The sequence below is a fragment of the Bombilactobacillus bombi genome (assembly GCF_003522965.1).
GTDB classification, from domain to species: Bacteria; Bacillota; Bacilli; order Lactobacillales; family Lactobacillaceae; genus Bombilactobacillus; species Bombilactobacillus bombi.
In genome coordinates, this window is sequence record NZ_CP031513.1 from 1,663,344 (window position 1) to 1,689,079 (window position 25,736).

A 25,736-nucleotide genomic window follows, 5' to 3' on the forward strand; every position below is an offset into this window, starting at 1 on the left:
TGCTTATGAAAAGAATCATTCTGTTAATATCCTTTGTTTAAATCTGCTCGATTAATTAAAACTGTTCCATTTTTCTTAAATTGTTGCAAATTTTTGCTGAATAAGTGGATGGCTTCTTCCGTATATTCAGAATAGATTCCTGAGATATGTGGTGTGATTAAAACATTATTCATTGCCCATAATGGATTATCATTAGGTAAAGGTTCAGGATCTGTGACATCAAGAGCTGCACCACTTAATTGATGCTGTTTTAAGGCAGTAATTAAGTCTTGGGTATTAGTGCTGGGTCCACGACCAACGCTAATAAATAAGGGTTGTTGTTTTAATTGGTTGAAAAATTTAGTATTGAAAAAATTTTTAGTAGTTGGTGTTAAAGGCATAGTGTTAATAATAATATCCGCAGTACTGGCTATTTTTGTAGAAGTATCGGTACTAAAAGTTTGAGAAAAATTAGTTGCTGGATGACCGCTATGATTAATTCCAATAATTTGGTTAGTAAAGACTTGTAATAATTGAGCCGTTCTACTGCCAATATTACCTGTGCCAAAGATAACTACTTTTTTATTTTTTATCATTTTTGAAACATGTTGCGGTTTTTGCCATTTTTGGTTTTGGACAGCAAAATTTAAGGCCCGATAATTATTTAAAATCATACCTAAAATTGTTTCTGCTATTGGTTCCGCGTGTAATCCTTTGAGAGTAGTTAATAAAATGTTTTTTTGTCTTAATTTTTGTAAGGGCAGATAGTCAATTCCAGCAGATAAAGCTTGCACCCAACGGAGTTGTGATGTGGATTGAGCTAAAATTGTATCCACCAAATTTTGATCATTACCAACAACAATGTCAATTATTTTTAAATCTTTTGCTGTGAGCAAGTCATTTGAATAATAAATCTGATCATTATAAAAATTGTCATCATGATTAATCAGCTGTTTAATTTTGCTTATATCAAAATTAGCGTTTGGTGCTGCTATCAAAATATTCATTAAAAGTCACCTCTAAATAAGCTTATCTTTTTATTTTTATCTTCGCAATTAATTTGGCTATCACTAACAGAGGAATAATCAAATAAATCTTTTAACTAAAAAACGCTAGTTGCCAATGCAGCTAGCGTTTTTTAGTTTTGCTTAATTAATTTGAATTTTATGGTTATTATTTGGTAAATCGTGAGCTTTTGGTAAGTTGATTTTTAAAGTTCCATCCTCATACTTAGCAGAAATCTGTTCACGATCAACATCTGGGAGTCGATATTGCCGGCTAAATCGTCCGTATGAACGTTCATTCATAATCAGATTACCATCTTTGTCACTTGCGTGATTCAATGAATGACGGTGAGCTGATACTGTCAAAATATCATGATCATAAGTGATGGAGATATCTTTTTTATCCATAGCGGGGAGGTCAATTACAACTTCATAAGCTTTTGGAGATTCAGAAACATCAGTTTTCATATTAGCAGCTGGAAAATCTGGACCCCAATTATTGAACCAGTGATCCATATTATTAAACATATCAAACATATCATTGTGACGATCCATTAAATTGTTTGCCATAACTGCTTACTTCCTTTCTTTCTTGGTACAACTATATATTAGTACCATTTAAGAAAAGGAGCAAGCAATTAGCACTCTTAATTGTTGAGTGCTAATTATTCTTTTTGAGACCTGTTGGTTGTAGCCATTTTTCTAAGAGATTTAAGACAGTGTCTGTAATTACTGCCATTAGTGCGGTAGGTAAGGCGCCTGCTAAAATCAAAGCTGCACCATTAGTTGCATTAATACCGCGGGTAATAATATCACCTAGACCACCAGCGCCAACAAATGAACCAATGGCTGTAATTCCAATAGCAATAACTAATGCACTTCGAATACCAGCCATAATAATGGAAAGTGATAAGGGCAAGCGAATCATGTATAAAATTTGCCATTTAGTCATTCCCATACCGCGACCGGAATCAATGATATTATCATCGACGTTATGCATACCTGTATAGGTATTTTTAATAATTGGCAGCAGTGAATATAAAAAAACGGTAACAATAACAGTATTAACTCCTAAACCTAATCCCAACATGATAATAGATAACAGGGCTAGAGAGGGGATAGTTTGAATAACATTTGCAATACTAATAATAAAGTCCGCTAAGTGATGATTACGAGAAATATAAATACCTAATGGAATTCCAATAATGGCAGCGAATAAAACACCATAAATAGATACTAAAAAGTGTCGGCTAAATTGTTCCCAGACATATATTCCATTGTGCTGATAATAATAAATTAATTGTTCCCACGTGTTTAAATGTGCCACTACTTTTCACCTCGAAAATAATTATTTTTAACTAAAAATTGATGAGCAGCTACTTGAGGTTCTAACAATTGATCATCTACTTGATAATTTAATTTTCGCATTGTGTGCAAATTGATTTTGCCATCTAAACGATGTAAAAGAAGCCTTAGTTGTGGATGTTCACGTAATAAATAGTTATTAACTACTAAAGAACATTGATAAGGTGGGAAAAAGCGCTTATCATCTTTTAATTGTTGCAAATGATAGCTATCAATACGCCCATCAGTCGAATAACCTAAGACCACATCCATCTTATTGGCCGCTAAAGCAGAATATACTAAACCGATTTGCATTGGATGAGCGCGTTTAAATTCAAAACCATAATAGTGCACAAAGTCTTTATAACCATCACCTTTATGATTGAGCCAAATAGAATCAACACCCACAGAAAATTGCTGTGCTACTTTACTTAAGTCAGAAACTTTTTGTAATTGATATTTTTGGGCAGTTTTTTGTTTGACCATGAAAGCATATGTGTCAGCAAAACCATACGTAGGATAATAAGTTTGATCATAACGTTTTTTAAGTTCACGGCGTACTTCATGGGTAGCTTTTTGGGGATCTTTGGTAGGGGACATCTGTAAAGTCCCAGTTAATTCAGTGCCGTTAAAAGATGTAGACTGAATATCAGCATTACGGCGCACTAATGCTTCATGCATCATAGAAGCAGAGCCCATATTATTGACAATCGAAGTGTGTAAGTTGGTTTCGTGCTCAATTAAATCCGAAATCATATAAGCTAAAATTTGCGATTCAGTACTGGTAGTAGCAGCTACACGTACGGAATTAGGATTTCTTTCAGCTGCTGATAATCCAGGCAGACTACAACTGGATAATAGAGAAAATAATGAAAGGAGGCCAATAATTTTAAATAATTTATGTGAGAATTTCGTCATACTTTATACCTCCTTATTGCTGATTCAAAGGCGACAATTTATGTTCCAACTTACCTAATAAATAGTCGGTTAAAATGGCCAAAATAATAATTGGAATTGTGCCACCTAAGATTAAATCTGTTTGAAATAAATCTAAGCCATTGAAGATAAAGTCACCTAAACCACCAGCACCAATATAAGACGCAAGAGTTGACCAAGAAATAACATAAACAGCCGATAAGCGAATTCCAGTCATAATTACAGACATTGCTAGCGGCAATTGCACTTTAAAAGTTAATTGCGTAGTTGTCATACCTAACCCCTTAGCCGAATCAATCACATTAGGGTCAACTCCCTGCATGCCAATATAAGTATTGCGTAAAATCGGCATTAAACTATAAATAAAAAGTGCAATAATAGCTGGAACAGCACCCACACCAAAAAGTGGAATCATTAAGGCCAATAAGGCTAACGCGGGGATAGTTTGTAACATGCTAGTGATCCCCATTACTATTTGTGCAACTCGAGGAAAATGAGCCAAAATTACTCCAGCGGGAACTGCCACGATAATTCCTAAGCCCAATGAAATTGCAGCAATGTAAATTTGTTGCCACGTTTTAAGAATTAATTCGGAACCATGCTCTGCTAAAAAATTACTCATGACTCTCATCACCCTCCTGTTCAGTAGTATCATGTCCCCAAATAGTGTCATAGACTAAGTTAACTAATGCAGAACGAGTTACAATCCCTACTAACTTTTGGTGGTGATCGACTACTGGAACATAGGTCATATTGCCTTGCAGAATTTTGCTGGCGTAATCACGCAAGTAAGAATCAGGATGTAATGTCGCGATATTGGTATCTAAAATATCACTGACACTATTAACATGCCGATAGCGTTTATCTAATTTACCAACGCTAATATAACCTTTGAGATGTTGTGCATCATCGGTTACTAATAAGGTATCGACATGACGTTTTTTCATAAGGGTTAAAGCTTCAGTTAAAGTTGCTCCTATGTTAATTTTAACTGGATTAGTAAGCATAATTTCACCAACTTTAACTGTGTCGTGGCGCGCTTCTTCTAAGCGATCTTCACCTAACAAATCTTCTACAAATTTATTAGCAGGGTGATGCAAAATATCATCAGGTGTGCCGACTTGAATAATTTTACCTTCATGCATAATTACGATTTGAGTAGCTAATTTTAAGGCTTCATCCATATCATGAGTTACGAAGATAATAGTTTTACCTAGTTTGCTTTGTAATTTTTTCACAAATTCTTGCAAAGTTTCACGAGTAATTGGATCCAAAGCCCCAAAGGGTTCATCCATTAAAATTAAATCTTGATCTGCAGCCAAGGCACGAATAACTCCGACACGTTGCTGCTGTCCACCAGAAAGTTCTGCGGGATAACGATTTAAAAATTCTTCTGGAAATTCAGCTAATTCAATTAATTCTTGTACTTTATGCTCGATTTTTGCGGCAGGCCATTTTAGCAATTTGGGGACAATAGTAATATTGTCTTTGATTGTCATATGAGGCATAAGACCATTATTTTGAATAACGTAACCGATATGCCGCCGTAAATTGACTGGATTTAATTGCTTAACATTTTGTCCATTAAGGTACACACTGCCTTTAGTAATGGGATTCATTCGATTAATCATCCGCATTAAAGTTGTCTTGCCAGAACCAGAAGTTCCTATTAAACAGCAAAATGCTCCTTGGGGAATAGTTAAATTAATATCACTTACAGCAGGAATTTTGGTTTTGTTATAAATTTTAGTCACATTTTTAAATTCAACATAAGTTGTATTTTTCGCCATAGAGGTCCTTCTTTCTTGAAAACGTTTTCTTAAAGATTTAAACTCAATTTGAGTTTAAATCGAGTTTTGAAAATAATACTTTCACTGGCTAGGGTCGATGACTCCGCCGCCAAAAATGGATAATAAAGGTAATGACAAAAGCAATTACCAAAACCAAAGTAAAGATACTATTAGGTATTTCAATATTGATAGCAGGGATTGTTAAGAAAAGCTTAATAGCAATAAAGAAAATCAATGCATATGCCATAGGTTCTAATTCTGGAATTTTATTCATTAAGCCCATGATTGCTTCAGCAACGCCTCTCATTGCAATAATACCAACAATACTACCAATCAAAATAATCACCGGATTATTAGAAATGGCAATCAGTGTTAAAACCGAATCTAAGGAGAACATAATGTCAGTAAATTCGATAGAAACTACAACTTGCCAAACAGGAGACAAGCCCTTAATCCGAAACATTTTGAAGTGCTTTTTTTTATGGGTTAATTTTTCGTAGAAAAAATGCAGCGCCATATAGATTAGATAAAGCGCTCCTAAAATCTTAATCCACCATAATTCAATTAAATAAGTTCCAATTCCAATCACTAAAAATCGGAAAATGAAAGCTCCCCAAATACCATAAAAAAGTGCTTCTTCTTGTTCTTTCTTCTGCGTTAAAGTGTGGGCCTGTGCTGCTAAAACAATTGAATTATCTACTGACAGCAGACATTCCATAATTACTAAAGATAATATTAACAACCAGTCATTGGGGGAAGTAATTACCGTTTGCCAATTATGAAGATCAAAAAAAGGTTTATAAAGATTAATTATAAAATTCACATAGTTCTCCTTTGATTCTAACTTTATTATAACAAATAATTAACAAGTGCGCTCAAATAGCCAAATTTAGGCTCCAATTCAATTATAACTAGAATTTAGTAATTGCCAATGCTTAAAATCGCTTGCAGTTTCAGTCAATTAATTGTATGTTAAGAGTATTAAAAATTGAATAGTCATCGCAAAGGGGAGCTATATGCTGAGAGTGATTAAGTTCAGACCCTTGGAACCTGTTTGTTAATACAAGCGTAGGAATTGTGATGGGTGGAAGACACTCTTTTTGCGGGACATTCAGACAAGGAGAGTGTTTTTATATGGGTAAAAATAAATTAGCAGTAACGGTAGAAGGTGCAATAATTGTTGCTTTAGCAATGGCTTTAACTTATATTCCTCATAGTTTAGGAATATCTTCTATTGAATTCCAATATGGAATTATTCCGTTAATTATTTATGCTTGGCGGCGTGGATTTAGTGCCGGAGTAACGGCCGGTGTAGTTTGGGGATTGCTAGATCTAATTTTAAGAGGGATGAGCAAAGGCTCAGTAATTAATCCTTGGCAAGGCATTTTAGAATACCCTGTTGCATTTGGTGTTTTAGGTTTAGCAGGTTTATGGGCACAACAAATCCAACATCATTTAAAAAATAATCAACAAGTTTATTGGCCAATGTTGCTTAGCGGAATGGTTGCTGTTTGCGCTAAATATTTGCTTCATTTTTTTGCTGGTGGAATTGTGTGGGCTGCATATGCTCCTAAAACTTTAAATCCCTGGGTTTATTCACTGATTATTAATGGAGGCAGCGCTCTAGCTAATATAATTATGGTGGCAATAGTTTTAGTTTTATTGAGACAAGTAATGGGAAAATTAGTTATTACCCGCTGATTTAAAGATTTTTTAATAAGCAAGCTATTTTATTATAAATAAAATTAAGGTATACTAATATCTGAAAGCGGTTTTAAATAAAAGGAGGAACTTGTCTGTGTATTATGTTGTAATGAATTCCAATGATATTCGTGACAATTTAGCGACAGAGCAATATCTCATGAACTATAAAAATTTTGATGAACCTTTAGTGTTGTTTTATATTGAGGGGCCTTGCATTATTGTTGGGCGTAATCAAAATACTATTGAAGAATTAAATAATGAATATGTTCGGGAGCATAATATAGTTGTTACACGGAGATTATCCGGTGGCGGCGCTGTTTACCAAGATTTAGGCAATTTGTGTTTTAGCTTTGTGGTAGATGCCGCTGATGAGAAATTTGGTGATTTCAAAAAAATTGTTCAACCAATTGTTGATGCACTACACAAGTTAGGCGCAACAGGAGCAGAAGTTTCTGGTCGTAATGATATTTTAGTTGATGGCAAAAAATTCTCGGGCAATGCGATGTATACCAAAAATGGCAAAACCTTCTCTCATGGAACTTTATCCTATGATGTTGATTTAGATGTTTTGACTAAAGCTTTACATGTTAATAAAGATAAGATTCAATCTAAAGGTATTAAATCTATCCGTAGTCGGGTAACTAATGTACGTCCATATTTAGCAGAAAAATATCAAAGCTTAACAACAGAACAATTTCGCGATGTATTATTGTTGAGCTTGTTTAATGCTGAGAATATTGATGAAATTAAAGAACATGAATATCAGGTAACTGCTGAGGATCAAAAGGAAATCGATAAAATTAAAGAACAATATTATTACAACTGGGAATGGGTTTATGGTCACTCTCCAGAGTTTACTGTTAAAAAACGGAAACATTTTGATATGGGAACAATTGATGCACGTTTCCAAGTGCAACATGGCAAGATTAGTGCTGCACGTTTTTATGGAGATTTCTTTGGTCCGCAGGATGTCAGTGAATTAGAGCAAAAATTAATTGGAATTAATTATGATTATGATAGTTTGAAACAAGTTTTTGCAGATAATGACTTGAATAATTACTTTACAGGAATTGAACCAGCTGATATTTTACAATTAGTGGAACCTTAATGATTAATATTTAATATTAAGTCTAAACAGAATTATTTCTTAATAGTTTTGTTTAGGCTTTTTTGATAAAAAAATTTTGATAACAAAAAATAGCAATGAGTTTGTTTTATTGTTAACTATCTTGTGCTTTTAGTTGAATATTGTATACTATTATTATCATTTTTATGAGGGGGTGAAACTTATGTCATGGATTAATATTGTGCAAGGTGCTTTAGCAATGGGTACAGGTATTTTACAAGATATCAGCGGCTTTTTTAACATTTTTAAATAATTATATTTAGTAATGTAAATTAAAGTTTTTGAAATCAAATAACGGCCCCAGTTAGCAATATAGCTAATTGAGGCCGTTATTTTAATTTAATATGTTAAATAAACCACAAGTTTTACTTGTGGGGGTTAGAAGAGCTTTAGCGAGAAAAACTTCCTTTCGGTATAATAGTTTCGGCTACCAACCAAAACTATCCGAAAGGAAGTTTTTGCATTGTCTAAAGACAATAATAGCTTAGCACATACACGCTGGAATTGTAAATATCACATCGTATTTACACCTAAATACCGAAGGAAAGTAATTTATGGGAAATTGAGACAAGATATCGGTCACATTTTGCGACGCTTATGCGAACTTAAAGAAGTAGAAATCATTGAAGCTCATGCAATGCCAGACCATATTCATATGCTGGTTAAGATTCCTCCAAAAATCAGTGTTGCCAGTTTTATGGGATATCTAAAAGGCAGAAGTGCTGTCATTATCCATGAGCGGCATGCGAATCTGAAATATAAATATGGCAATCGCAGTTTTTGGGCTAGAGGATATTATGCCAGTACCGTCGGGTTAAATCAAAAAACGATTGAAAAATATATTCGAGAACAGGAAGCAGAAGATCGCTTACAAGATACGATTAGTAAAAGAGAATATCTAGATCCCTTTAAGAAACATTAAATCTAAAAACAATTAGAATAGTCGCGGTTGGTAGGCTTTTGTTGGGCCCCTTCAAGGGGCTATTTGTGTGGGGCGAGCCCTTCTAGGGCTGATAAAAAGCCACCAGCTATGCTGGTGGATGATTACTTATTCTTCTACTAAGTTCTTAGTAGTACCTGTAGTTAAAACATCATTGAAATTATCATAACTAATAGTAATCATGTCACGTAAAGCTTCTTTGGTGTAAGAGCCAATGTGAGGTGTAATGATTGCTCGAGGATAAAGATCAATCAAAGCTTGCAAATTAGGATCATTGATTTGGTTAATTTTTTTGCCTAAATAATCCTTTTCATTATCAATAACATCAGTGGCAAATCCACCTAGTTTTTGATTTTGTAAAGCTTGTATTACGGCCTTAACATCTACGATTTCAGCACGAGCGGTATTAATAAGAACAGCTGTTGGTTTCATCAAAGAAATTAATTCTGCATTGACAAATCGATCATTTTTACCTGGGAAATAAGGAACATGCAAAGAAACAATATCAGCTTGTTGAAAAAGTTCTTCTTGGTCTACAAATTCAACAACTTCTTTAGCGGCATCTGATTGGAAAACATCATAACCTAGCACCTGAGCTCCTAAAGCTTGATAGTTCTGGGCTTCAGTTACACCAATACGGCCTGTACCAATAATACCAACTGTTAAATCATGAATTTCTTGACTAAACTCTTCAGTTTTAACTTGAAAATCTTTTTGCTGACTATTATAAGTAGCTAAACTAATATGGCGTTGTAAGGTTAGTCCCAGACTAAAAGCCAAATCTGCTACAGCATGGGGAGAATATGACGGTACTCGAGCTACTACTTGATTGTTGGCATGAGCTGCAGTTAAATCAATATGATTATAGCCAACAGTTCGGGTAAAGACATATTTAATACCCCAATCTTTTAATTGGTTTAAATTATCAGCATCAGCTACGCAATTAGCACGTAACAAAACTGCATCCATTCCTTGAGCAGTATCAATGTTTTCATGAGTCAATAACTCAGGGATTAATTTTAATTCATAATTATATTTGTTCAAATTTTTAAAATAATCAATCTCATTTTCGCGAACACCATATGCTGCGATTTTAAAAGTCATATCTTTTCCTCCTTAATATAATTTAGAAAATACCAGCAGATCCGACAATTGAAATAATTACAATCCAGATTGGAATCATAATCACTGCCCCTAAAGTTGATAAGAATGAGGCGTTAGATGTCATGACGGCTTCACGGTCAAATCCAATCGCATAAGAAGAAACAACTGCGGCTGTTGGAGTAGCCATCATAATAATCATGGTCGCTAAAGCAACTAAGTCAACAGGCATAATGTTGGTGATTTTTAGTACAAATAACAATACAAAGGTAATTAGCGGTACGATAACAGTCTTCATAAAGGTATAGTACCAAGAAGTTTTGTTTCTAGCAGCATCTTTAATACTGATCTCACCTAAGGTTGAACCAATAGCTAACCAAGCAAGTGGAGATGATAAACTGGCCAAGTATGTTAATGGTTTGAACAGCCACGGTGCAGTGACATCAATACGATAAAATGCTACATTAACAGCTGCTTTGGTAGTGGGATCAATACCGCCAATTTGAGGCATATAAGGCTGGATAATCCAAAGAATTAAACCTAAAAAAGTAGCCAATACTACGGGGTTTAAAAACATTTGTTTGACGTTCTTTTTATCCATTTTTAAACCGCTCATGACAATATAAGCGTATGAATATAAGAAAATACGATATCCAATATTAAAAATTGAAGCATACATTGTTCCTTTGGGTCCATAAATAGCAGAGACAATCGGAATACCAAAAAATGTTGTTGAACCAAAAGTGGTTAAAACACTTAAAACAGTTCGTTTATCACGATCTGAATAATTCAAATATAGTAACGGGGTTACTAAAATTAAAACAATATAAATGATAATTCCAAAAATTAAAACATTAATACCATGCTGCAGTGTTTTTTCATCGATGGGAACCATAAATGAATTAAACGCTAAAGCTGGCAATGAGACAGATAGTACTACTTTAGTCATCATTTTGCCAAATTTTCCATCAAAGATTCCCTTTTTTCGTAGGATAAACCCAAGTAAAATAATTAACAAAGTAGACGAAATAGCACTTATTATGTCCATATTGGTGAAAGTTTTTTGTAAAACTTTCGCTAAATTCATGATGCTCCTCCTTATATATTCCAATCTGTATTACAACTTAAGTATAACGAAATAACAATTTACTGGCAACCAATAACAATATTTGATAATCAGGTATGTGCCAACAGTGTAAACGATTTCTTTTATTAGTCAAAAGTTCATTAAATAACAATATATTATTGAAGTTGTCAGTGATTTTAAAGATTATTTTTAAATAAAAGTGTGCGGTTATATATTAATCATGTCCAGTTAGATAAACCATTATATTTTCTTTGTCATAGCGGTGGTGGGTTTCGGATAATTCAAAAGGAATATCATTTCCTAAAAATACTACTTGCTTTACTTTTAAAACTGGATCATCAATTTTACAATCTAAATACTTTTTGTCATCATTACTGGGTTTAGCGGCACTGATTTTCCTATAAGCAGCACCAATTTTTTGATGAAGTTGTCTTTCTATGTATTCATAGATAGATTCTTTTAGAACATTTTCATCAATACCTGGAATAACTTTGACAGGCATTTTCGTATACTCTAATGCATAAGATTCATTATCAACTATTCTTAATCTATGAATATCGTAAATCATATCGTGACTTTTTAAATTTAAATATTGCATATCGAGTTTATCAGGGTAATGAAAGCCAAAGCTAATAATTTTACTATTAATATTATGATTTTTACCCAATAGTTTAGTTGTTCCAACATATTGATCAATATTGGCATTAAACTGGGTCATTATTTGTGCATCAGCGCGAACAAATGTTCCAGAACCACGTTGTGTATAGACTAAACCAGTTTTAATTAGATGCTCTAAAGCTTTGCGAATAGTGACACGACTAGTGTTGAACTCCAAAGCTAATTTATTTTGCTGAGGAAAAGGAGAACCAGGGGGATAAACACCATCCTTTATTCTTTTTCTAAGGATATTTTCAATTTCCAAGTATTTAGGCAATAGACTCTCTTCATTTCACAGATATTTTGGAATTAATCCATTTAAATAATCCCAATTTAATATCATTATAAAAGAATTATATAAGCAAAACCAGTATTGATTTACAAATAAGTATTTACTTTTATAAATAAAAGTATATACTTATTTTTGTATAAAATAGCGTTTTCAAAGGAGTGTTTGCGAATGACAGTATTAAAATCTGATTTTTTCTGGGGTAATTCTACTTCCAGTATGCAAACGGAAGGAGCAATCAATGAAGGTGGAAAAGGTCAATCAGTGTATGATGTGCGACCATCTACAAAGAATGCATCTGATTGGAAAGTAGCAATTGATGAATATCATCGCTATCCAGAAGATATTTCCTTGATGAAAGATTTAGGTATGAATTTTTATCGATTTCAAATTTCTTGGAGTCGTGTGCAGCCTAAAGGTGAGGGTGAATTTAATCCTGAAGGAATTAAATTTTATCATGATTTGATTGATGAACTGTTAGCTAACAATATTCAGCCCATGATTTGTCTATATCATTTTGATATGCCGCTTTATCAAGCTCAACAATATAACGGTTTTATCAGTAAAAAGGTTATTAACCATTTTGTGACATATGGTAAAAAAATGATTGAGGAATTTGGTAATCAAGTCAAATATTGGATTACTTTTAATGAACAAAACTTGTACAGTACGCGCGAAGCCTTTAATTGTAGTGGGTACTTAACTGGTGAACAGTCAGTACATGATCTTTATCAAATTCAACATAATATTGTATTGGCACATGCACGGATTACAAATTATATTCATCAAAATTATCCTAATTTGTTAATTGGCGGAATGGAAGCGTTTCAGGAGATGTATCCAGCTACATCTAATCCGCAAGATGTTGCAGCAGTTCGTAAATGTAAAGAATTTAATGACTATAACTTATTGCGAATATTTACTGAAGGTCAATATTCTGATGAAGTTGTAGCCTTTATGAAGCAAAACTATCTAGCTGATATCTTACAAGTAGATGAATTAGCTGAAATTGCCCAAACTCGTAGCGATTTTATTAGTTTTAGTTACTATGCTACATCTTGTATTGATAGCAGTAAGATTCCTGTAGGGACAATTCCTAATGATTATAGCTACTTGGGACAAGCACATAATCATTATTTAGCAACTAATGAATGGAATTGGCAAATTGACTCTCAAGGGTTTTATGGTGTTTTAATGGATCTTTATAATCGGACACATTTACCAATTTTTCCAATTGAAAATGGTATTGGTGTACGTGAGAACTGGGATGGTCAACATCCAATTAATGACACTTATCGAATTCAATATCATCGCCATCATCTGCAAGCTCTCAAAAATGCAGTAGCTGATGGAGCTAATGTTATCGGGTATTTAGGTTGGGGTTTAATTGATATACCTAGTTCACAAGGAAATATGGACAAACGTTATGGTGTAGTTTATGTAAACCGCTCTAATCATGATTTAAAAGATTTAAAGCGAATACCTAAGCAAAGTTATTACTGGCTCCAACGTGTAATTAAATCTAATGGAGAAAGTTTATATTGAAAGTGTCTTGAAAGAAGGAAAATAAATGGCTACTCTAACTAAGAGTCGTGGGAAAAAATTTTTTGATAAATTTACTGCTGTATCTGTAAAGATTGGTAATGAAATACACTTGCGTTCTTTACGTGATTCATTTGCTGTTATTATGCCCTTGTTTATTTTAGCTGGCTTAGGAGTATTAATGAATAATGTGCTTTTCCCACAATTTGTTCATGGACAAAATTTAACTAACTTGCAATTATGGGGAAATAATATTACTAACGGAACTCTAAATATCGCAGGATTAGCTTTGGCTCCTGTAATTGGCTATACTTTAGCGATTAATAAACAATTTAAGAATGGAATACTTTCAGCAGTTATAGCATTAGCTAGTTTAATTATAATGATGCCTAGTTCAATTAAATTAACAACTTTAAAAGGTGCTAAAAATACATTAGTTACAGGTGGTCTATCTTATACTAATTTAGGTACAACAGGTATGTTTTCAGGAATTATTATTGGATTAGTAGCTACTGAATTGTTTATTTGGTTTTCTAAGATGAAGCATCTAAAAATTCATTTAGGAGAAAATATCCCTCCAGCAGTAGCAGCTTCTTTTAATGATTTAATTCCAGCAATTTTTACGTTAAGTATTTTTGCATTAATTTCTACTTTATTAGTTATATATGGTAATACTAACTTAATTGATTTAATTACAAACTTAATTCAAGAACCATTACGAAAATTTAATACTAGCTTACCAGGAATGTTGTTTATTTATAGTGTTGGTAATTTTCTATTTACCTTAGGAATACATCAGACTGTAATTAATGGCACATTATTAGATCCAGTCTTATTAATTAATATGAACAAGAATATGGCGGCTTATGCTGCTCATAAACATATACCATATATTTTGACTTATACATTTCGTGATGTGTTTGGTATGGTAGGTGGGACTGGCTGTACATTATGCCTTTTGATTGCTATTTTCTTATTTTCAAAAATGAAATCTAGCAAGGATATTGCAAGTTTAGCTGTTGCTCCAGGACTATTTAATATTAATGAACCGGTAATTTTTGGATATCCAATTGTATTTAATATTCCAATGATGATTCCTTTTGTGTTGATGCCGGTCGTTGGAGATTTGATTGCTTATTTCTTTACATCCATTGGTTGGATGAATCGAGTAGTTGTGATGGTTCCTTGGACGACACCTCCGTTACTTAATGCATACTTGTGTACTGCTGGTGATTGGAGAGCAGTACTAGTCCAATTACTTATTATTGTTATTGGGGTTATCTTTTATATACCGTTTATGTTTATGAGTGAAAAAGTTATGCAAAAAACGGCTCAACTACAACAATAATTATTTTATAAAATCCATTTTACTAGTTAAGTTTTAATGACAGCATATGTTTACTTTTACTATATCCAATAATTTATTAATTAGATTAGCAATTAACATAATAATTGGCTCGTCAGTACCTGATTGCATTTTTCTTAGTATAATTAGCAGACTATTATTTACAATTACTATATAATGAAAGGGTAAACAAATAAAACTTGAGGTGACAATTTTATGCGGATGTTAGGCGTTTCGGTTTATCCTGAGCAATCTACTTTTGCTAAAGACAAGGAGTACTTAGATTTAGCTCATAAATATGGTTATCAACGTGTGTTCACGTCGCTATTGCAATTAGTAGGCGATGACGGTGAAGATATTCTGGGAAAATTTAAACAAGTAGTGAATCATGCCAATTCTTTAGGAATGAAAGTTATTGTTGATATTAATCCGAGTTTGTTTGAATCTTTAAACATTAAATACGATGATTTATCCTTTTTCCACGAGTTAAAAGTTTGGGGACTGCGTTTGGATGAAGGCTTTAGCGGTCTTGAGGAAGCACAAATGACTCGCAATCCTTATGGCTTGAAGATTGAACTAAATATGAGTCGTGGAACGCATTATTTACAACAAATTATGGATTATGCACCTAATCCAGACAATTTATTGGGATGTCATAACTTTTATCCACAATCTTACACAGGTTTAAGTGAAGAAATTTTTCTAGATTATTCCCAATTATATCGTAAATTTAATATTCATAGTGCTGCTTTTATTTCATCCCATGCAGCTACAACTGGTCCATGGCCAGTTAGTGAAGGGTTACCGACTCTTGAAAGTGATCGCCAACGTCCAGTGACTTCTCAAGTTAATCATTTAATTCTAACAAATATGGTTGATGATGTGATTATTGGTAATGCCTATGCTTCAGAAGAAGAACTTAAAGCAATTGCCAGTGCATTTAAAGCTCCAGAACCATTTTTGCAAGTAGAATTCAATGCCAACATAAATGGTACAGAACGTAAGATTGCTTTGGACGAACTGCAATTGTATCGAGGAGATGCTTCCGCTTATCTTTTGCGTTCCACAATGTCACGCATTAAATATAAAGACGAAATTATTCCAGCACATGATAATGAAGCTGACTTTCAGCGCGGAGATGTAATCGTAGTTAACGATAAGTATGCCCGCTATAAGGGTGAACTCCAAATTGCTTTGTGTTCTTTCCCTAATGATGGTCGACGCAATGTAATTGGTAAGATTGCTGAAAGTGATCTAGCATTATTAGACTACATTAAACCTTGGAGCAGCTTTAAATTAGTAGAAAAATAAACATTAATGTTAATCAATGTCATGATTAGATTGTCTCATAATTATTAGTTAAACACTAATGATTGTGAGATTTTTTTATTACAGAAAGAAAGTGTTTTAATGATACAATTATCAGGAATATTGAGTGCATTTATTTGGTAAAGTGTTTTTTTCTTTGAAACAGTTTTCGAGTTTAAGGAAGGTGACAAATTGAGTTATATTATTGGAATTGACGTTGGGACCACAAATACAAAAGCTATTTTATATAATTTGACTGGAAAAGCCTTAGGACAAGCAAGCGCCAGTTATCCAATGTATCAAGATAGTCCCGATATGGCGGAAGAGGATGCAGAAGAAATTTTTCAGGCCAGTTTAAAAGTGATTAACCAAGTGATTATTAATGCTCAAGTTGCAGGAAATGAAGTAATAGCACTTTCCTGGTCTGCTCAACAGCATAGCTTATTAGCTTTAGATACGGATTATCATCCTTTAATGCGAGTAATGACTTGGGCTGATAATCGTGCCGCTGCGATTACGCAAGAATTGAAAGAAACCGGTGTTGGATTAAAGATTTATCAACGTACCGGTTTACCAATTCATCCCATGGGACCAATTTACAAGTTATTATGGCTTCAAAAGCAGCAAGCTCAACTTTTTCAAAAAGCTTCTTATTGGGTTGGCATCAAAGAATATTTGATTTGGCGATATACTGGAAAATTACAAGAAGAACAGTCGATGGCAGCCTCAACAGGCTTAATGAATCTACAAACTCTGACCTGGGATCCAAAATTGTTAGCTATTGCTGGAGTTAAAGAAGAACAATTACCACCACTAGTACCAATTACCACGAAAATTACGGGTTTACGCTCTAAGTATGCTCAAGCTACAGGTTTGAGTACTAATGTTACAACAGTAATGGGAGCTACTGATGGAGCCTTATCAACCTTAGGATTAAGTGGCTTACAAACTGATACTTTAACAATTAATATTGGCACTTCGGCAGCAGTTCGAACGGTTAGTCCGCAGCCAATATTGGATCAAAAAGCACGTTTATTTTGTTATCCGATTTTGCGTGGCCAATATCTTATTGGTGGTCCTTTGAATAATGGCGGTATTATATTTGATTGGGCTAAAAATGCTTTATTTAAGGATCAACAAACAACAGCTCAACTTTTAAAAATTAATGATTTTGATTTGTTAAATAAGATTGCTGCCACTTCACCTGTGGGAGCGCGGGGATTATTATTTCATCCTTATTTAGGAGGAGAGCGAGCGCCTTTGTGGAATGCTGATGCTCGAGGCTCATTTTACGGTTTAAATCGACATCATACACGTGCTGATATGCTAAGAGCAGTGTTGGAAGGTATTGTCTTTAATATTTATACAGTAGCAACCACTTTGAAGCAAATAGTTCCTGCGCCTCAACAAATTTTAGTAACTGGAGGATTTGTTCAATCGACTTTAGGTGGACAAATCTTAGCAGATGTTTTTAATCAAAAAATTAGTATTCCTCAAATTCATGAAAGTGGTTGTTTAGCTGCGATGTTTTTAGCGAAAATTGCTTTGGGATTAGAAACTGATTGGTCTCATATTCAAAATAATATTAATTTACAACAGACTTTCATACCAAATTATGAAGCTGTTCAACGATATCAGGAATTATTCCCTATTTATCTCCGGTTAAATAAGCATTTGTCTAATGAATATCAAGCAATTGCTAAATACCAACGTAAATATCAAAATAATTAAACAAATATAAAAGTTCATTATTGATAATTTGTCAATAATGGACTTTTTATTAATGTTTTTTTAGATGAAACACTTTTTGCTCTACAGCCCTTTAAGCAGGGTTGTTTTAATTTCTGAGTATGATAAATTAGTTTTTGTGAAACCGGTATCACTAGATACAATGTTTTTCAGGAGGCTAATTAAGTGGTAAATAACAAAAAATTAAGATCTGATTTTCTCTGGGGTGGTGCAGTAGCTGCTCATCAATTAGAAGGAGGATGGCAAGAAGGGGGTAAAGGTGTTAGTGTTGCTGATGTTATGACTGCTGGTGCCAATGGCGTAGAACGCAAAATTACTGATGGAGTACAACCCGGACTTTATTATCCAAATCATGAAGGTATTGACTTTTATCATCGTTATCCCGAAGATATTAAATTATTTGCGGAAATGGGATTTAAATGCTTTCGGACTTCGATTGCTTGGACGCGAATCTTTCCTAAAGGCGATGAAATTGAACCTAACGAAGCAGGATTAAAATTTTATGATGATTTATTTGATGAATGTTTGAAATATAATATTGAACCTGTGATTACCTTGTCTCACTTTGAAATGCCGTATCACTTAGTTCAAGAATATGGTGGCTGGCGTAATCGAAAGCTGATCGATTTCTTTATGAATTTTGCAGAAGTAGTCTTTAAGCGCTATCAAAACAAAGTTAAATATTGGATGACTTTTAATGAAATCAATAATCAGACTGATTATGATAATGACTTTTCGCTAATGACTAATTCCGGTTTAAAACCACAAAATGGCGAAAACATGGAAAAAACCATGTATCAAGCAGCTCATTATGAACTAGTGGCTAGTGCTCAAGCAGTTAAACTAGGACATCAGATTAATCCTAATTTTCAGATTGGTTCAATGATTGCTATGGTTCCTTTATATCCCGCAACATCGAAACCTGCTGATGTAATGAAAGCAGAACGTGCGATGCAGGCTCGTTATTGGTTTGAAGATGTTCAGTCTAATGGACAATATCCACTGTGGTTGCAACAATATCAAGTCAATCAAGGTTGGAATTTAGATATTACTGCAGAAGATTTACAAATCTTACAACAAGGGACTGTCGATTATATCGGTTTTAGTTATTATATGTCTCGTTGTGTTCAAGCTCATGAGGATGAACCATTGAGTTATAGTTACAAAGAAGAAAAGGATGGCGTTCCTAATAAATATGTCAAAGCATCCGAATGGGGTTGGCAAATTGATCCGGAAGGTTTACGTTATGCCATGAATTGGATGGCTGATCGTTATGATAAGCCACAATTTATCGTAGAAAACGGTTTTGGAGCGATTGATCAAAAAGAATCCGATGGCCGTGTACATGATCAATATCGAATCGATTATTTGAAAGCCCACATTGAACAAATGAAGTTAGCAGTTACAGAAGATGGTGTGGACTTAATGGGTTATACACCATGGGGTTGCATTGATTTAGTTTCTGCAGGTACAGGACAAATGTCTAAACGTTATGGCTTTATTTATGTGGATAAGGATGATGAAGGTCATGGCAGCTTAGAGCGTTCTAAGAAGGACTCCTTTGCTTGGTATCAAAAAGTAATTAAATCTAATGGTGAAAATTTATAATTTAGGATGTGAAAATAATGTCTGAAAAATCAAGTGATTTTTTAAATACTAAGTTAATTCCTTTCTTTAATAAGCTAGCTGCATCACGTCATTTGGTAGCTTTACGGGATGGAATGACTGCAGCTGTACCAATGATTATTATCGGCTCAGTTTTTATGATTATTGCTCAATTTCCAATTCAAGGCTACCAAACTTTTATGGCACATACTTTTGGTGCTAATTGGGCTACGATTGTACAATATCCGACTAATGCCTCTTTTCATATTATGGGTCTTGTTGCCGTAGCAGGTATTTCGTATAATTTAGCTAAAAGCTATAAAATTGATGCCTTTTCTGCAATGATTGTAGGAATTGGTGCGTTTATTTTGACGATTCCCTTAAAAACGGATAAAGCAGGAGACTTATGGGTACCTTTAAAACAACTAGACTCATCAGGATTGTTTATTGCTTTAATTGTTGGATTATTTATTACAGATTTTTATGTTTGGTTAGTGCATAAAAATATTACTATTAAGATGCCAGATAGTGTTCCACCAGCGGTAAGCAATTCCTTTTCATCCTTAGTTCCTGGAGCAATTTCACTATTGCTAGTTTGGGTAATTAGATTGGCTGTTGAAGCTACCCCAATGAAGAGCATACCTAACATTATTACATTTTTCCTAGAAACTCCATTGAGTCACTTAAACAACACACTACCAGGAGCTTTGGCTTGTGAACTTTTAATTTGTATATTATGGATTTTTGGTATTCATGGATCTAATACTGTTAGCGGAGTTATGATGCCAATATGGTTAACCGCAATGGCTCAAAATGCTACTGCTTTAAAAGCAGGACAAGCTTTACCTAATATTGTTACAGAACAATTTTATGATAACTTTGTTCATATGGGTGGATCTGGTGCTACTATTGGATTAGCTTTACTAATCGCTTTTACCTCAAAGAGTCAAGAATACAAAACGTTAGGTGAACTTGTTGTTGGTCCAGCTATTTTCAATGTTAATGAGCCAATTATTTTTGGTTTACCAATCGTTTTAAATTATAAAATGATCATACCGTTTATTGCTGCTCCGTTGACTAATGTAACTACAACATATTTAGCTATGAAGTGGGGCTGGGTTGCTAAAACAATGGGTGTAATGGTGCCTTGGACAACTCCGCCAATTATGTCAGGATATTTAGCTACAGGTCATATATCAGGAGCAGTTATGCAAATTGTCGAAATTATTTTAGATACACTTATTTACATTGTATTCTTTAAGAGTATGGATAGAGATAAGTTTAAACAAGAACAATTAGCTGCTCAAGCAGATTAATATTATTTCTTTATTGTACATTGTTGTGATAAAATAAATTAGAAACTAAGTGTAAAACACTTTAACAGTATTATTAGCTTGACAAGATATTATTAAAGGAGAATTTATCATGAGTGAAAAAACGATTATGTTAGTCTGTGCAGCTGGTATGTCAACTAGTTTATTAGTTAGCAAAATGCAAAAAGCTGCTGAAGAAAAAAATATTGATGCCAAAATCTTTGCTACATCAGCAGCTGATGCTGATACAAAACTTGAAAGTGATCATCCAGACGTTTTGATGTTAGGACCTCAAGTTAGTTATATGTTAGACGATTTTAAGAAACGGGTTTCAATTCCTGTTCAAGTTATTAATATGCAGGACTACGGTATGATGAATGGTCCTAAAGTATTAGACCAAGCTTTAAGTCTAATTAAATAAATTACTGAAGGGAATATTGAAATGCCAGAAGAAGATGCTAATTTACAAACGGTTATGGGCTTGATTATGAATGGTGGTAATGCCAAAGGAGCTGCTTTTGAAGCTATTAAAGCTGCTAAAGCTGGCAATTTGGATCAAGCTGATGCTAAATTAAAAGAGTCAGATAAATTTTTGGCAGAAGCTCATAATGCTCAGACTGATATGTTAACTAAAGAGGCCAATGGAGAACATGCTCCAGTTACTTTGTTGATGGTGCATGCACAAGATCATATTATGAATGCAATAACTTTCCGTGATTTAGCTGGTGAGATGGTTGATTTATATAAAAAATTAGAAGATTAACTTAATTGAAAATATTTTAAATGGAAAGTAGTAGTTGTTGAAAAATGGCTGCTGCTTTTTCATTTTATAATGTATATTTTTGAAATTAAAATTTGTTGAGGTAGTCAAATGATGCCACCAGGACCCAAATTCACTCCTACTGAATGGAAAACATATCAATTTATTTTGGCTAATAAAGAAAAAATAACTACTTTTAGTTTGAGACAATTAGCTTTGAAGCTTAATGTTTCTCCGGCATCAGTTGTAAGAACTATCAAAAAAATGGGCTATGAGCATTATCAAGATCTAAGCGATAAAATAAAAAGTGAGTTAAATATACAATTGGTTGATGATATAACTTTTCAGGCAAATTATTATTTCCAACAAAAGGCATTAATAGATAGTTACTTGCCTAAAATAAAAAAATTTAAACAATTAACCAAGAAGTGTAAAGACTTTATTTTTTATGGTATCGGAACTTCACATTATTTGGCTGCCTACGGAGCAAGACAATTTGTTAATAATGGTAAAAGTGCCTTTGTTATTAATGATCCTTTTTACCCCATAGATAGATTAGAGAATATATATCACAATAAGGCAGTAATTGTATTGTCTGTCAGTGGTGAAACAACACCTACTGTAGAACAAGTTGTACATTTTAGAACTCATGGTGCTACAATAATAAGTATTACCAATAATGCTGATAATAGCATTGCTAACTTATCTGATATTAACTTTTGTTATTTATTGGAATCTAAAGTAGTAGGAGAAGAACATAATTTAACCAGTCAAATTCCGGTAGTCTATATTCTAGAACGATTATCTCGTTCCCTTCAAGATTAATATTGAAACAATAAAAAACCCAGATAACAACAATATTAATTGCTGTTATCTGGTTTTTTAAAATTTATCTAATAACTAAAACTGAAATAGGAGAATGCTTTGCCATTGAAGCGGCTTGACTGCCAAAAAGTTTCTTTGGACTTTTCACATCTAAAGAACCAATAATTAAAAGGTCCGGATGATATTTAGGGATAACATCTTCCACAATTACTTCACCAGGATTTCCTTCAGCAATCACACCTTGAACGTCTTGTACGCCAGCGTCCTCAGCAACTTTGACATATTCTTGTACGTGTTGTTCCACGTCTTCGCGCTTGCCATGAATAAAGTCATCATCTAATACTTCATAAACATTCATATCATGATCTTCTAAAACAGTGACAATGAATAATTTAGCTCCAGTAATTTTAGATAGCTTGATTGCATACTTAAATGCTTTTTGGGCATCATCAGAATTATCTACCCCAACTAAAATCTTTTTTAAATCAAAATTTGGTTCTTCCATAATGGTGCTACCTCTTTTCGATTAGTTCAAACTATTTTCTAGTTTCTCTTCTTGCGCTTGCTTGAAACGTTTATTGCCTTGATAGAGTTCAACAATTGTCCATACTAATAGTAATAAAACGACAGCAATTGCTATATAAGCAATAATATTAGCTTGTTGTAATTGAGCAGCACTTGGGTGATCACCATAGAAACTAGCAATTTGGTCAGGTAAATTTTTCAGATTTAAGATAGTTAAAGCTATAACAGAGATCCAGCCCAAAACCTTAACCCACAAAGAGTTAGAGAAACGTTTGCCCATTTCTACTTTACTATCAGTAAACATCAAGAGCGGCAACATAGAAAATGGTAAAGCAAAAGCTAAGAAAACTTGGGAATTATTCATTAAATCATTTAACGCTTCGTGTTCTTCTACTGGTGGCTTACCACTAGTTAAGGCAACACAAATCAAAACAGGAATAACGGATATTAAACGAGTAATTAAACGCCGTAACCATAGTGGAACTTTCATGTGAATGAAACCTTCCATAATAACTTGACCAGTTAAAGTACCTGTAATAGTGGAATTTTGACCAGAAGCTAATAAGGCTACTGCAAATAATGTTGATAAAACACCAGTTTTGGCAACACTAGCCAAAATACCATTACTTAAAGTGGAAGTGTCTGAAAGTGCATGATACAAACCAAAGAAGGATGGATCTTTAACAGCACCAGACTTGAAAACCGCAACCCCAGTAATTAACAAGAGAGCATTAACAAAGAATGCAAAAGTTAATTGAATGTTGGAATCCCAAGCGGAAAATTTCACTGCTTGGGCAACGTCTTCTTCATCGTTATGATCAATTTTACGAGTTTGTGAAATTGAAGAATGCAAGTATAAGTTATGAGGCATTACAGTAGCACCAATAATACCCAAAGCACCACTAATCGGTGTTTGTCCACCGATATGAGGACTACTGGACATGGTTTTAGCAGATGGAATCAACCCAGTCAAAACTGCTCCCCAATCAGGATTGGATAAAGCTACTTGATAAACGAAAATAAATAAAATAACTAAAATTAATGCTACAACAATAGCTTCGATTTTTCTGAAACCAATTTTTGTTAAAAGTAATAAGACCAAAACATCAAAAACAGTAATGAAAACTGCAATTATCAGCGGGATGTTGAACAAGAGATATAAAGCAATCGCTCCACCGATAACTTCTGCGATATCGGTTGCCATAATGGCTAACTCGGTTAAAATCCATAAGACAATTCCTAAAGTTCGACTTGTTCGTGCTCTAATTGCTTGCGCTAAATCCATTTGCGTCACAATGCCAAGTTTGGCTGCCATGTATTGTAGTAACATCGCAATCAAACTTGAAATTAAGATGATGGACATCAATAAATATTGAAAATTTTGACCACCGGTAATAGATGTTGACCAATTACCTGGATCCATATACCCAACAGCTACTAAAGCTCCTGGTCCAGAATAAGCAAACAATGTACGCCAAAAGCCTTTGCCTTTAGGAACTTCAACGGTACCGTTGATTTCTTCCAAAGAGGGGCCATTAGCATACTCTATCAAGTGGTGTTTTTTCGTGGTTTCTTTTTCGACCACTACAATCCCTCCTTCTCATTTCAAAACATATCATACTCCTTATTTCAGTAAAATTAAACAAAAAATTAGGCATGCTTAAATTTTTTGAAAAATATTTTGAAATTTAATCTTCAAAAAGGCTAATTAATTCCTGGTTTTACTGGAAACAAGCGGGTGTAAGAACAATGGAAAGAGACTATATCCAGTTAATTAATACAAGCATTATAATTTGAAAATAAAAAAAGAGAGCTGAAACAATATTCTATTTCAGCTCTTATATAATCTTAAAATTCTTCATACTCTGCGGGATCTTGGTTTTGTAAACGACCATCAGGTCGATCCAAATTAGTAATTGTCTGCATTTGCTCACCAGAAAGCTGAAAATCAAAAATATTTAGATTTTCTATTTGCCGTGAAGTATGGGTTGACTTTGGTATTGGTAAAACTCCTAATTGAATTTCCCAGCGCAAAATAACTTGACCGATACTGCGCTGGACATCGTCAGCGATGCCAGCGATAATTGGATCATTAAGTACTGAACTAGCTCTTCCTAAAGGACTCCAAGCCCAAGTTAAAATTTTGTTTTGTTGGTCAAAAACGCGTAATTCAGGCTCAGAGAAGTAAGGATGCAGTTCAATTTGATTGACTGCTGGTTTAACACCAGTTTCAGAAATGAGCCGATTGATGTGTGCTGGTAGAAAATTAGAAACACCAATTTCTCTAACTAATCCTAACTTTTGAGCTGTAATTAAGGCTTGCCAAGCTTCCACATAAAGATTTTCTTTGGGATTGGGCCAATGAATTAAATAAAGGTCATAATAGTCTAAACCAGCACGATATAATGATTCTTGAATGGTGGTCAAAGCTTCTTCATAATGATGATGACGTCCTGGTAATTTGGAAGAAATAATAATCTGTTCGCGAGCAATTCCACTGCGCCGGATAGCTTCACCGACGGTACCCTCATTTTCATAGTTAAATGCAGTATCAATTAAACGATAACCACAATTGAGGGCACTATTAATCGCATTCACCCCTAAAGCACCGTTGAGTTTATAAGTACCAAAACCTATTTGTGGGAGAGACATCCCATTAGCTGTTGTTAATGTAGGTATTTGCAATTTTAACCATCCTCCTTTTAATATCATTTTCTGGCAAACGATTGCAAAGTGCAATAATTATGTTTTATAAACTATTTGGGAGTCAGTTGGCAAAAAACATGATAGAATTTAGCTATGGAGGT

At 33.9% G+C, this 25,736-nt stretch carries 25 protein-coding genes and 1 riboswitch; of the genes, 12 read left to right on the plus strand and 13 right to left on the minus strand.

Annotation, left to right across the window (positions count from 1 at the left end; all coding sequences use genetic code 11):
- Positions 1 to 23 precede the first annotated feature (23 nt).
- The 7 genes from DS830_RS07980 to DS830_RS08010 all read right to left on the minus strand — a co-directional run bounded on the left by DS830_RS07980 (position 24) and on the right by DS830_RS08010 (position 5,876).
- A complete protein-coding gene (locus DS830_RS07980) occupies positions 24 to 986 on the minus strand; it encodes an NAD(P)-dependent oxidoreductase (RefSeq protein ID WP_118908940.1) in 963 nt (320 codons plus the stop codon).
- A gap of 141 nt (positions 987 to 1,127) precedes the next feature.
- On the minus strand, positions 1,128 to 1,553 hold the full coding sequence (locus tag DS830_RS07985; RefSeq protein WP_118908941.1) for an Hsp20/alpha crystallin family protein: 426 nt from the start codon (positions 1,551 to 1,553) through the stop codon (positions 1,128 to 1,130).
- Between the two features lie 91 nt (positions 1,554 to 1,644).
- The gene (locus tag DS830_RS07990) at positions 1,645 to 2,310 is read right to left on the minus strand and encodes an ABC transporter permease (RefSeq protein WP_118899974.1); all 666 of its coding nucleotides are present in this window, start codon (positions 2,308 to 2,310) and stop codon (positions 1,645 to 1,647) included.
- Positions 2,310 to 3,245, minus strand: a complete 936-nt coding sequence (locus tag DS830_RS07995; RefSeq protein ID WP_118908942.1) for an osmoprotectant ABC transporter substrate-binding protein — start codon at positions 3,243 to 3,245, stop codon at positions 2,310 to 2,312. The genes DS830_RS07990 and DS830_RS07995 overlap by 1 nt, the downstream gene beginning before the upstream one ends.
- Positions 3,246 to 3,258: 13 nt before the next feature.
- Positions 3,259 to 3,885: an ABC transporter permease gene (locus DS830_RS08000; protein ID WP_118899971.1), complete on the minus strand. Its 627-nt coding sequence runs from the start codon at positions 3,883 to 3,885 to the stop codon at positions 3,259 to 3,261.
- Positions 3,878 to 5,053 (minus strand): ABC transporter ATP-binding protein, encoded by a 1,176-nt coding sequence (locus DS830_RS08005; RefSeq protein ID WP_118908943.1) that lies wholly within the window; start codon positions 5,051 to 5,053, stop codon positions 3,878 to 3,880. Before DS830_RS08005 ends, DS830_RS08000 begins: the two co-directional genes overlap by 8 nt.
- Before the next feature lie 88 nt (positions 5,054 to 5,141).
- Positions 5,142 to 5,876: a TerC family protein gene (locus tag DS830_RS08010; protein WP_118908944.1), complete on the minus strand. Its 735-nt coding sequence runs from the start codon at positions 5,874 to 5,876 to the stop codon at positions 5,142 to 5,144.
- Between the two features lie 172 nt (positions 5,877 to 6,048).
- Positions 6,049 to 6,145, plus strand: a riboswitch (TPP riboswitch).
- A gap of 42 nt (positions 6,146 to 6,187) precedes the next feature.
- On the opposite strand from DS830_RS08010, the gene thiT reads away from it, so the two are divergent.
- From thiT to tnpA, 3 genes are all read left to right on the plus strand, one after another.
- Entirely contained in the window at positions 6,188 to 6,754 is a 567-nt protein-coding gene (gene thiT, locus DS830_RS08015; protein ID WP_118908945.1) for an energy-coupled thiamine transporter ThiT, read from the plus strand.
- A 97-nt stretch (positions 6,755 to 6,851) separates the two neighbouring features.
- Positions 6,852 to 7,865 carry a lipoate--protein ligase gene (locus tag DS830_RS08020; RefSeq protein ID WP_118908946.1) on the plus strand — a complete coding sequence of 338 codons (1,014 nt, stop codon included), beginning with the start codon at positions 6,852 to 6,854 and terminating at the stop codon, positions 7,863 to 7,865.
- 481 nt (positions 7,866 to 8,346) lie between these two features.
- Complete coding sequence (gene tnpA / locus DS830_RS08025; RefSeq protein ID WP_118908947.1) at positions 8,347 to 8,805, plus strand: IS200/IS605 family transposase; 459 nt, start codon at positions 8,347 to 8,349, stop codon at positions 8,803 to 8,805.
- Positions 8,806 to 8,931: 126 nt separating this feature from the next.
- Here tnpA and DS830_RS08030 read toward each other — a convergent pair whose 3' ends face one another.
- The 3 genes from DS830_RS08030 to DS830_RS08040 all read right to left on the minus strand — a co-directional run bounded on the left by DS830_RS08030 (position 8,932) and on the right by DS830_RS08040 (position 11,933).
- Positions 8,932 to 9,927 (minus strand): NAD(P)-dependent oxidoreductase, encoded by a 996-nt coding sequence (locus tag DS830_RS08030; RefSeq protein ID WP_118908948.1) that lies wholly within the window; start codon positions 9,925 to 9,927, stop codon positions 8,932 to 8,934.
- A 22-nt stretch (positions 9,928 to 9,949) separates the two neighbouring features.
- Positions 9,950 to 11,011, minus strand: a complete 1,062-nt coding sequence (locus DS830_RS08035; protein WP_118908949.1) for an AEC family transporter — start codon at positions 11,009 to 11,011, stop codon at positions 9,950 to 9,952.
- A gap of 214 nt (positions 11,012 to 11,225) precedes the next feature.
- The gene (locus DS830_RS08040) at positions 11,226 to 11,933 is read right to left on the minus strand and encodes a GntR family transcriptional regulator (RefSeq protein WP_240366801.1); all 708 of its coding nucleotides are present in this window, start codon (positions 11,931 to 11,933) and stop codon (positions 11,226 to 11,228) included.
- 195 nt (positions 11,934 to 12,128) lie between these two features.
- Between DS830_RS08040 and DS830_RS08045 the strand changes: the two genes are divergently transcribed.
- The 9 genes from DS830_RS08045 (at position 12,129) to DS830_RS08085 (ending at position 22,404) form a co-directional block, all read left to right on the plus strand.
- On the plus strand, positions 12,129 to 13,502 hold the full coding sequence (locus DS830_RS08045; protein WP_118908951.1) for a glycoside hydrolase family 1 protein: 1,374 nt from the start codon (positions 12,129 to 12,131) through the stop codon (positions 13,500 to 13,502).
- 25 nt (positions 13,503 to 13,527) lie between these two features.
- On the plus strand, positions 13,528 to 14,847 hold the full coding sequence (locus DS830_RS08050; protein ID WP_118908952.1) for a PTS sugar transporter subunit IIC: 1,320 nt from the start codon (positions 13,528 to 13,530) through the stop codon (positions 14,845 to 14,847).
- A gap of 213 nt (positions 14,848 to 15,060) precedes the next feature.
- Positions 15,061 to 16,155 carry a DUF871 domain-containing protein gene (locus tag DS830_RS08055; RefSeq protein WP_118908953.1) on the plus strand — a complete coding sequence of 365 codons (1,095 nt, stop codon included), beginning with the start codon at positions 15,061 to 15,063 and terminating at the stop codon, positions 16,153 to 16,155.
- A gap of 189 nt (positions 16,156 to 16,344) precedes the next feature.
- Entirely contained in the window at positions 16,345 to 17,883 is a 1,539-nt protein-coding gene (locus tag DS830_RS08060; protein WP_118908954.1) for a gluconokinase, read from the plus strand.
- Positions 17,884 to 18,066: 183 nt separating this feature from the next.
- Positions 18,067 to 19,509: a 6-phospho-beta-glucosidase gene (locus tag DS830_RS08065; RefSeq protein ID WP_118908955.1), complete on the plus strand. Its 1,443-nt coding sequence runs from the start codon at positions 18,067 to 18,069 to the stop codon at positions 19,507 to 19,509.
- A 17-nt stretch (positions 19,510 to 19,526) separates the two neighbouring features.
- Positions 19,527 to 20,822, plus strand: coding sequence for a PTS cellobiose transporter subunit IIC (celB, locus tag DS830_RS08070; protein ID WP_118908956.1), 1,296 nt, complete (start codon positions 19,527 to 19,529; stop codon positions 20,820 to 20,822).
- A gap of 109 nt (positions 20,823 to 20,931) precedes the next feature.
- Entirely contained in the window at positions 20,932 to 21,240 is a 309-nt protein-coding gene (locus DS830_RS08075) for a PTS sugar transporter subunit IIB (RefSeq protein WP_118899935.1), read from the plus strand.
- Positions 21,241 to 21,261: 21 nt separating this feature from the next.
- Entirely contained in the window at positions 21,262 to 21,582 is a 321-nt protein-coding gene (locus DS830_RS08080) for a PTS lactose/cellobiose transporter subunit IIA (RefSeq protein WP_118899933.1), read from the plus strand.
- A 108-nt stretch (positions 21,583 to 21,690) separates the two neighbouring features.
- A complete protein-coding gene (locus tag DS830_RS08085) occupies positions 21,691 to 22,404 on the plus strand; it encodes a MurR/RpiR family transcriptional regulator (RefSeq protein ID WP_118908957.1) in 714 nt (237 codons plus the stop codon).
- Positions 22,405 to 22,468: 64 nt separating this feature from the next.
- On the opposite strand, the gene DS830_RS08090 is transcribed toward DS830_RS08085, so the two are convergent.
- The 3 genes from DS830_RS08090 to DS830_RS08100 all read right to left on the minus strand — a co-directional run bounded on the left by DS830_RS08090 (position 22,469) and on the right by DS830_RS08100 (position 25,581).
- The gene (locus DS830_RS08090; protein WP_118908958.1) at positions 22,469 to 22,909 is read right to left on the minus strand and encodes a universal stress protein; all 441 of its coding nucleotides are present in this window, start codon (positions 22,907 to 22,909) and stop codon (positions 22,469 to 22,471) included.
- 21 nt (positions 22,910 to 22,930) lie between these two features.
- Complete coding sequence (locus DS830_RS08095; protein ID WP_374957114.1) at positions 22,931 to 24,514, minus strand: Nramp family divalent metal transporter; 1,584 nt, start codon at positions 24,512 to 24,514, stop codon at positions 22,931 to 22,933.
- A 263-nt stretch (positions 24,515 to 24,777) separates the two neighbouring features.
- Complete coding sequence (locus DS830_RS08100) at positions 24,778 to 25,581, minus strand: aldo/keto reductase (protein WP_240366860.1); 804 nt, start codon at positions 25,579 to 25,581, stop codon at positions 24,778 to 24,780.
- Positions 25,582 to 25,736: the final 155 nt, after the last annotated feature.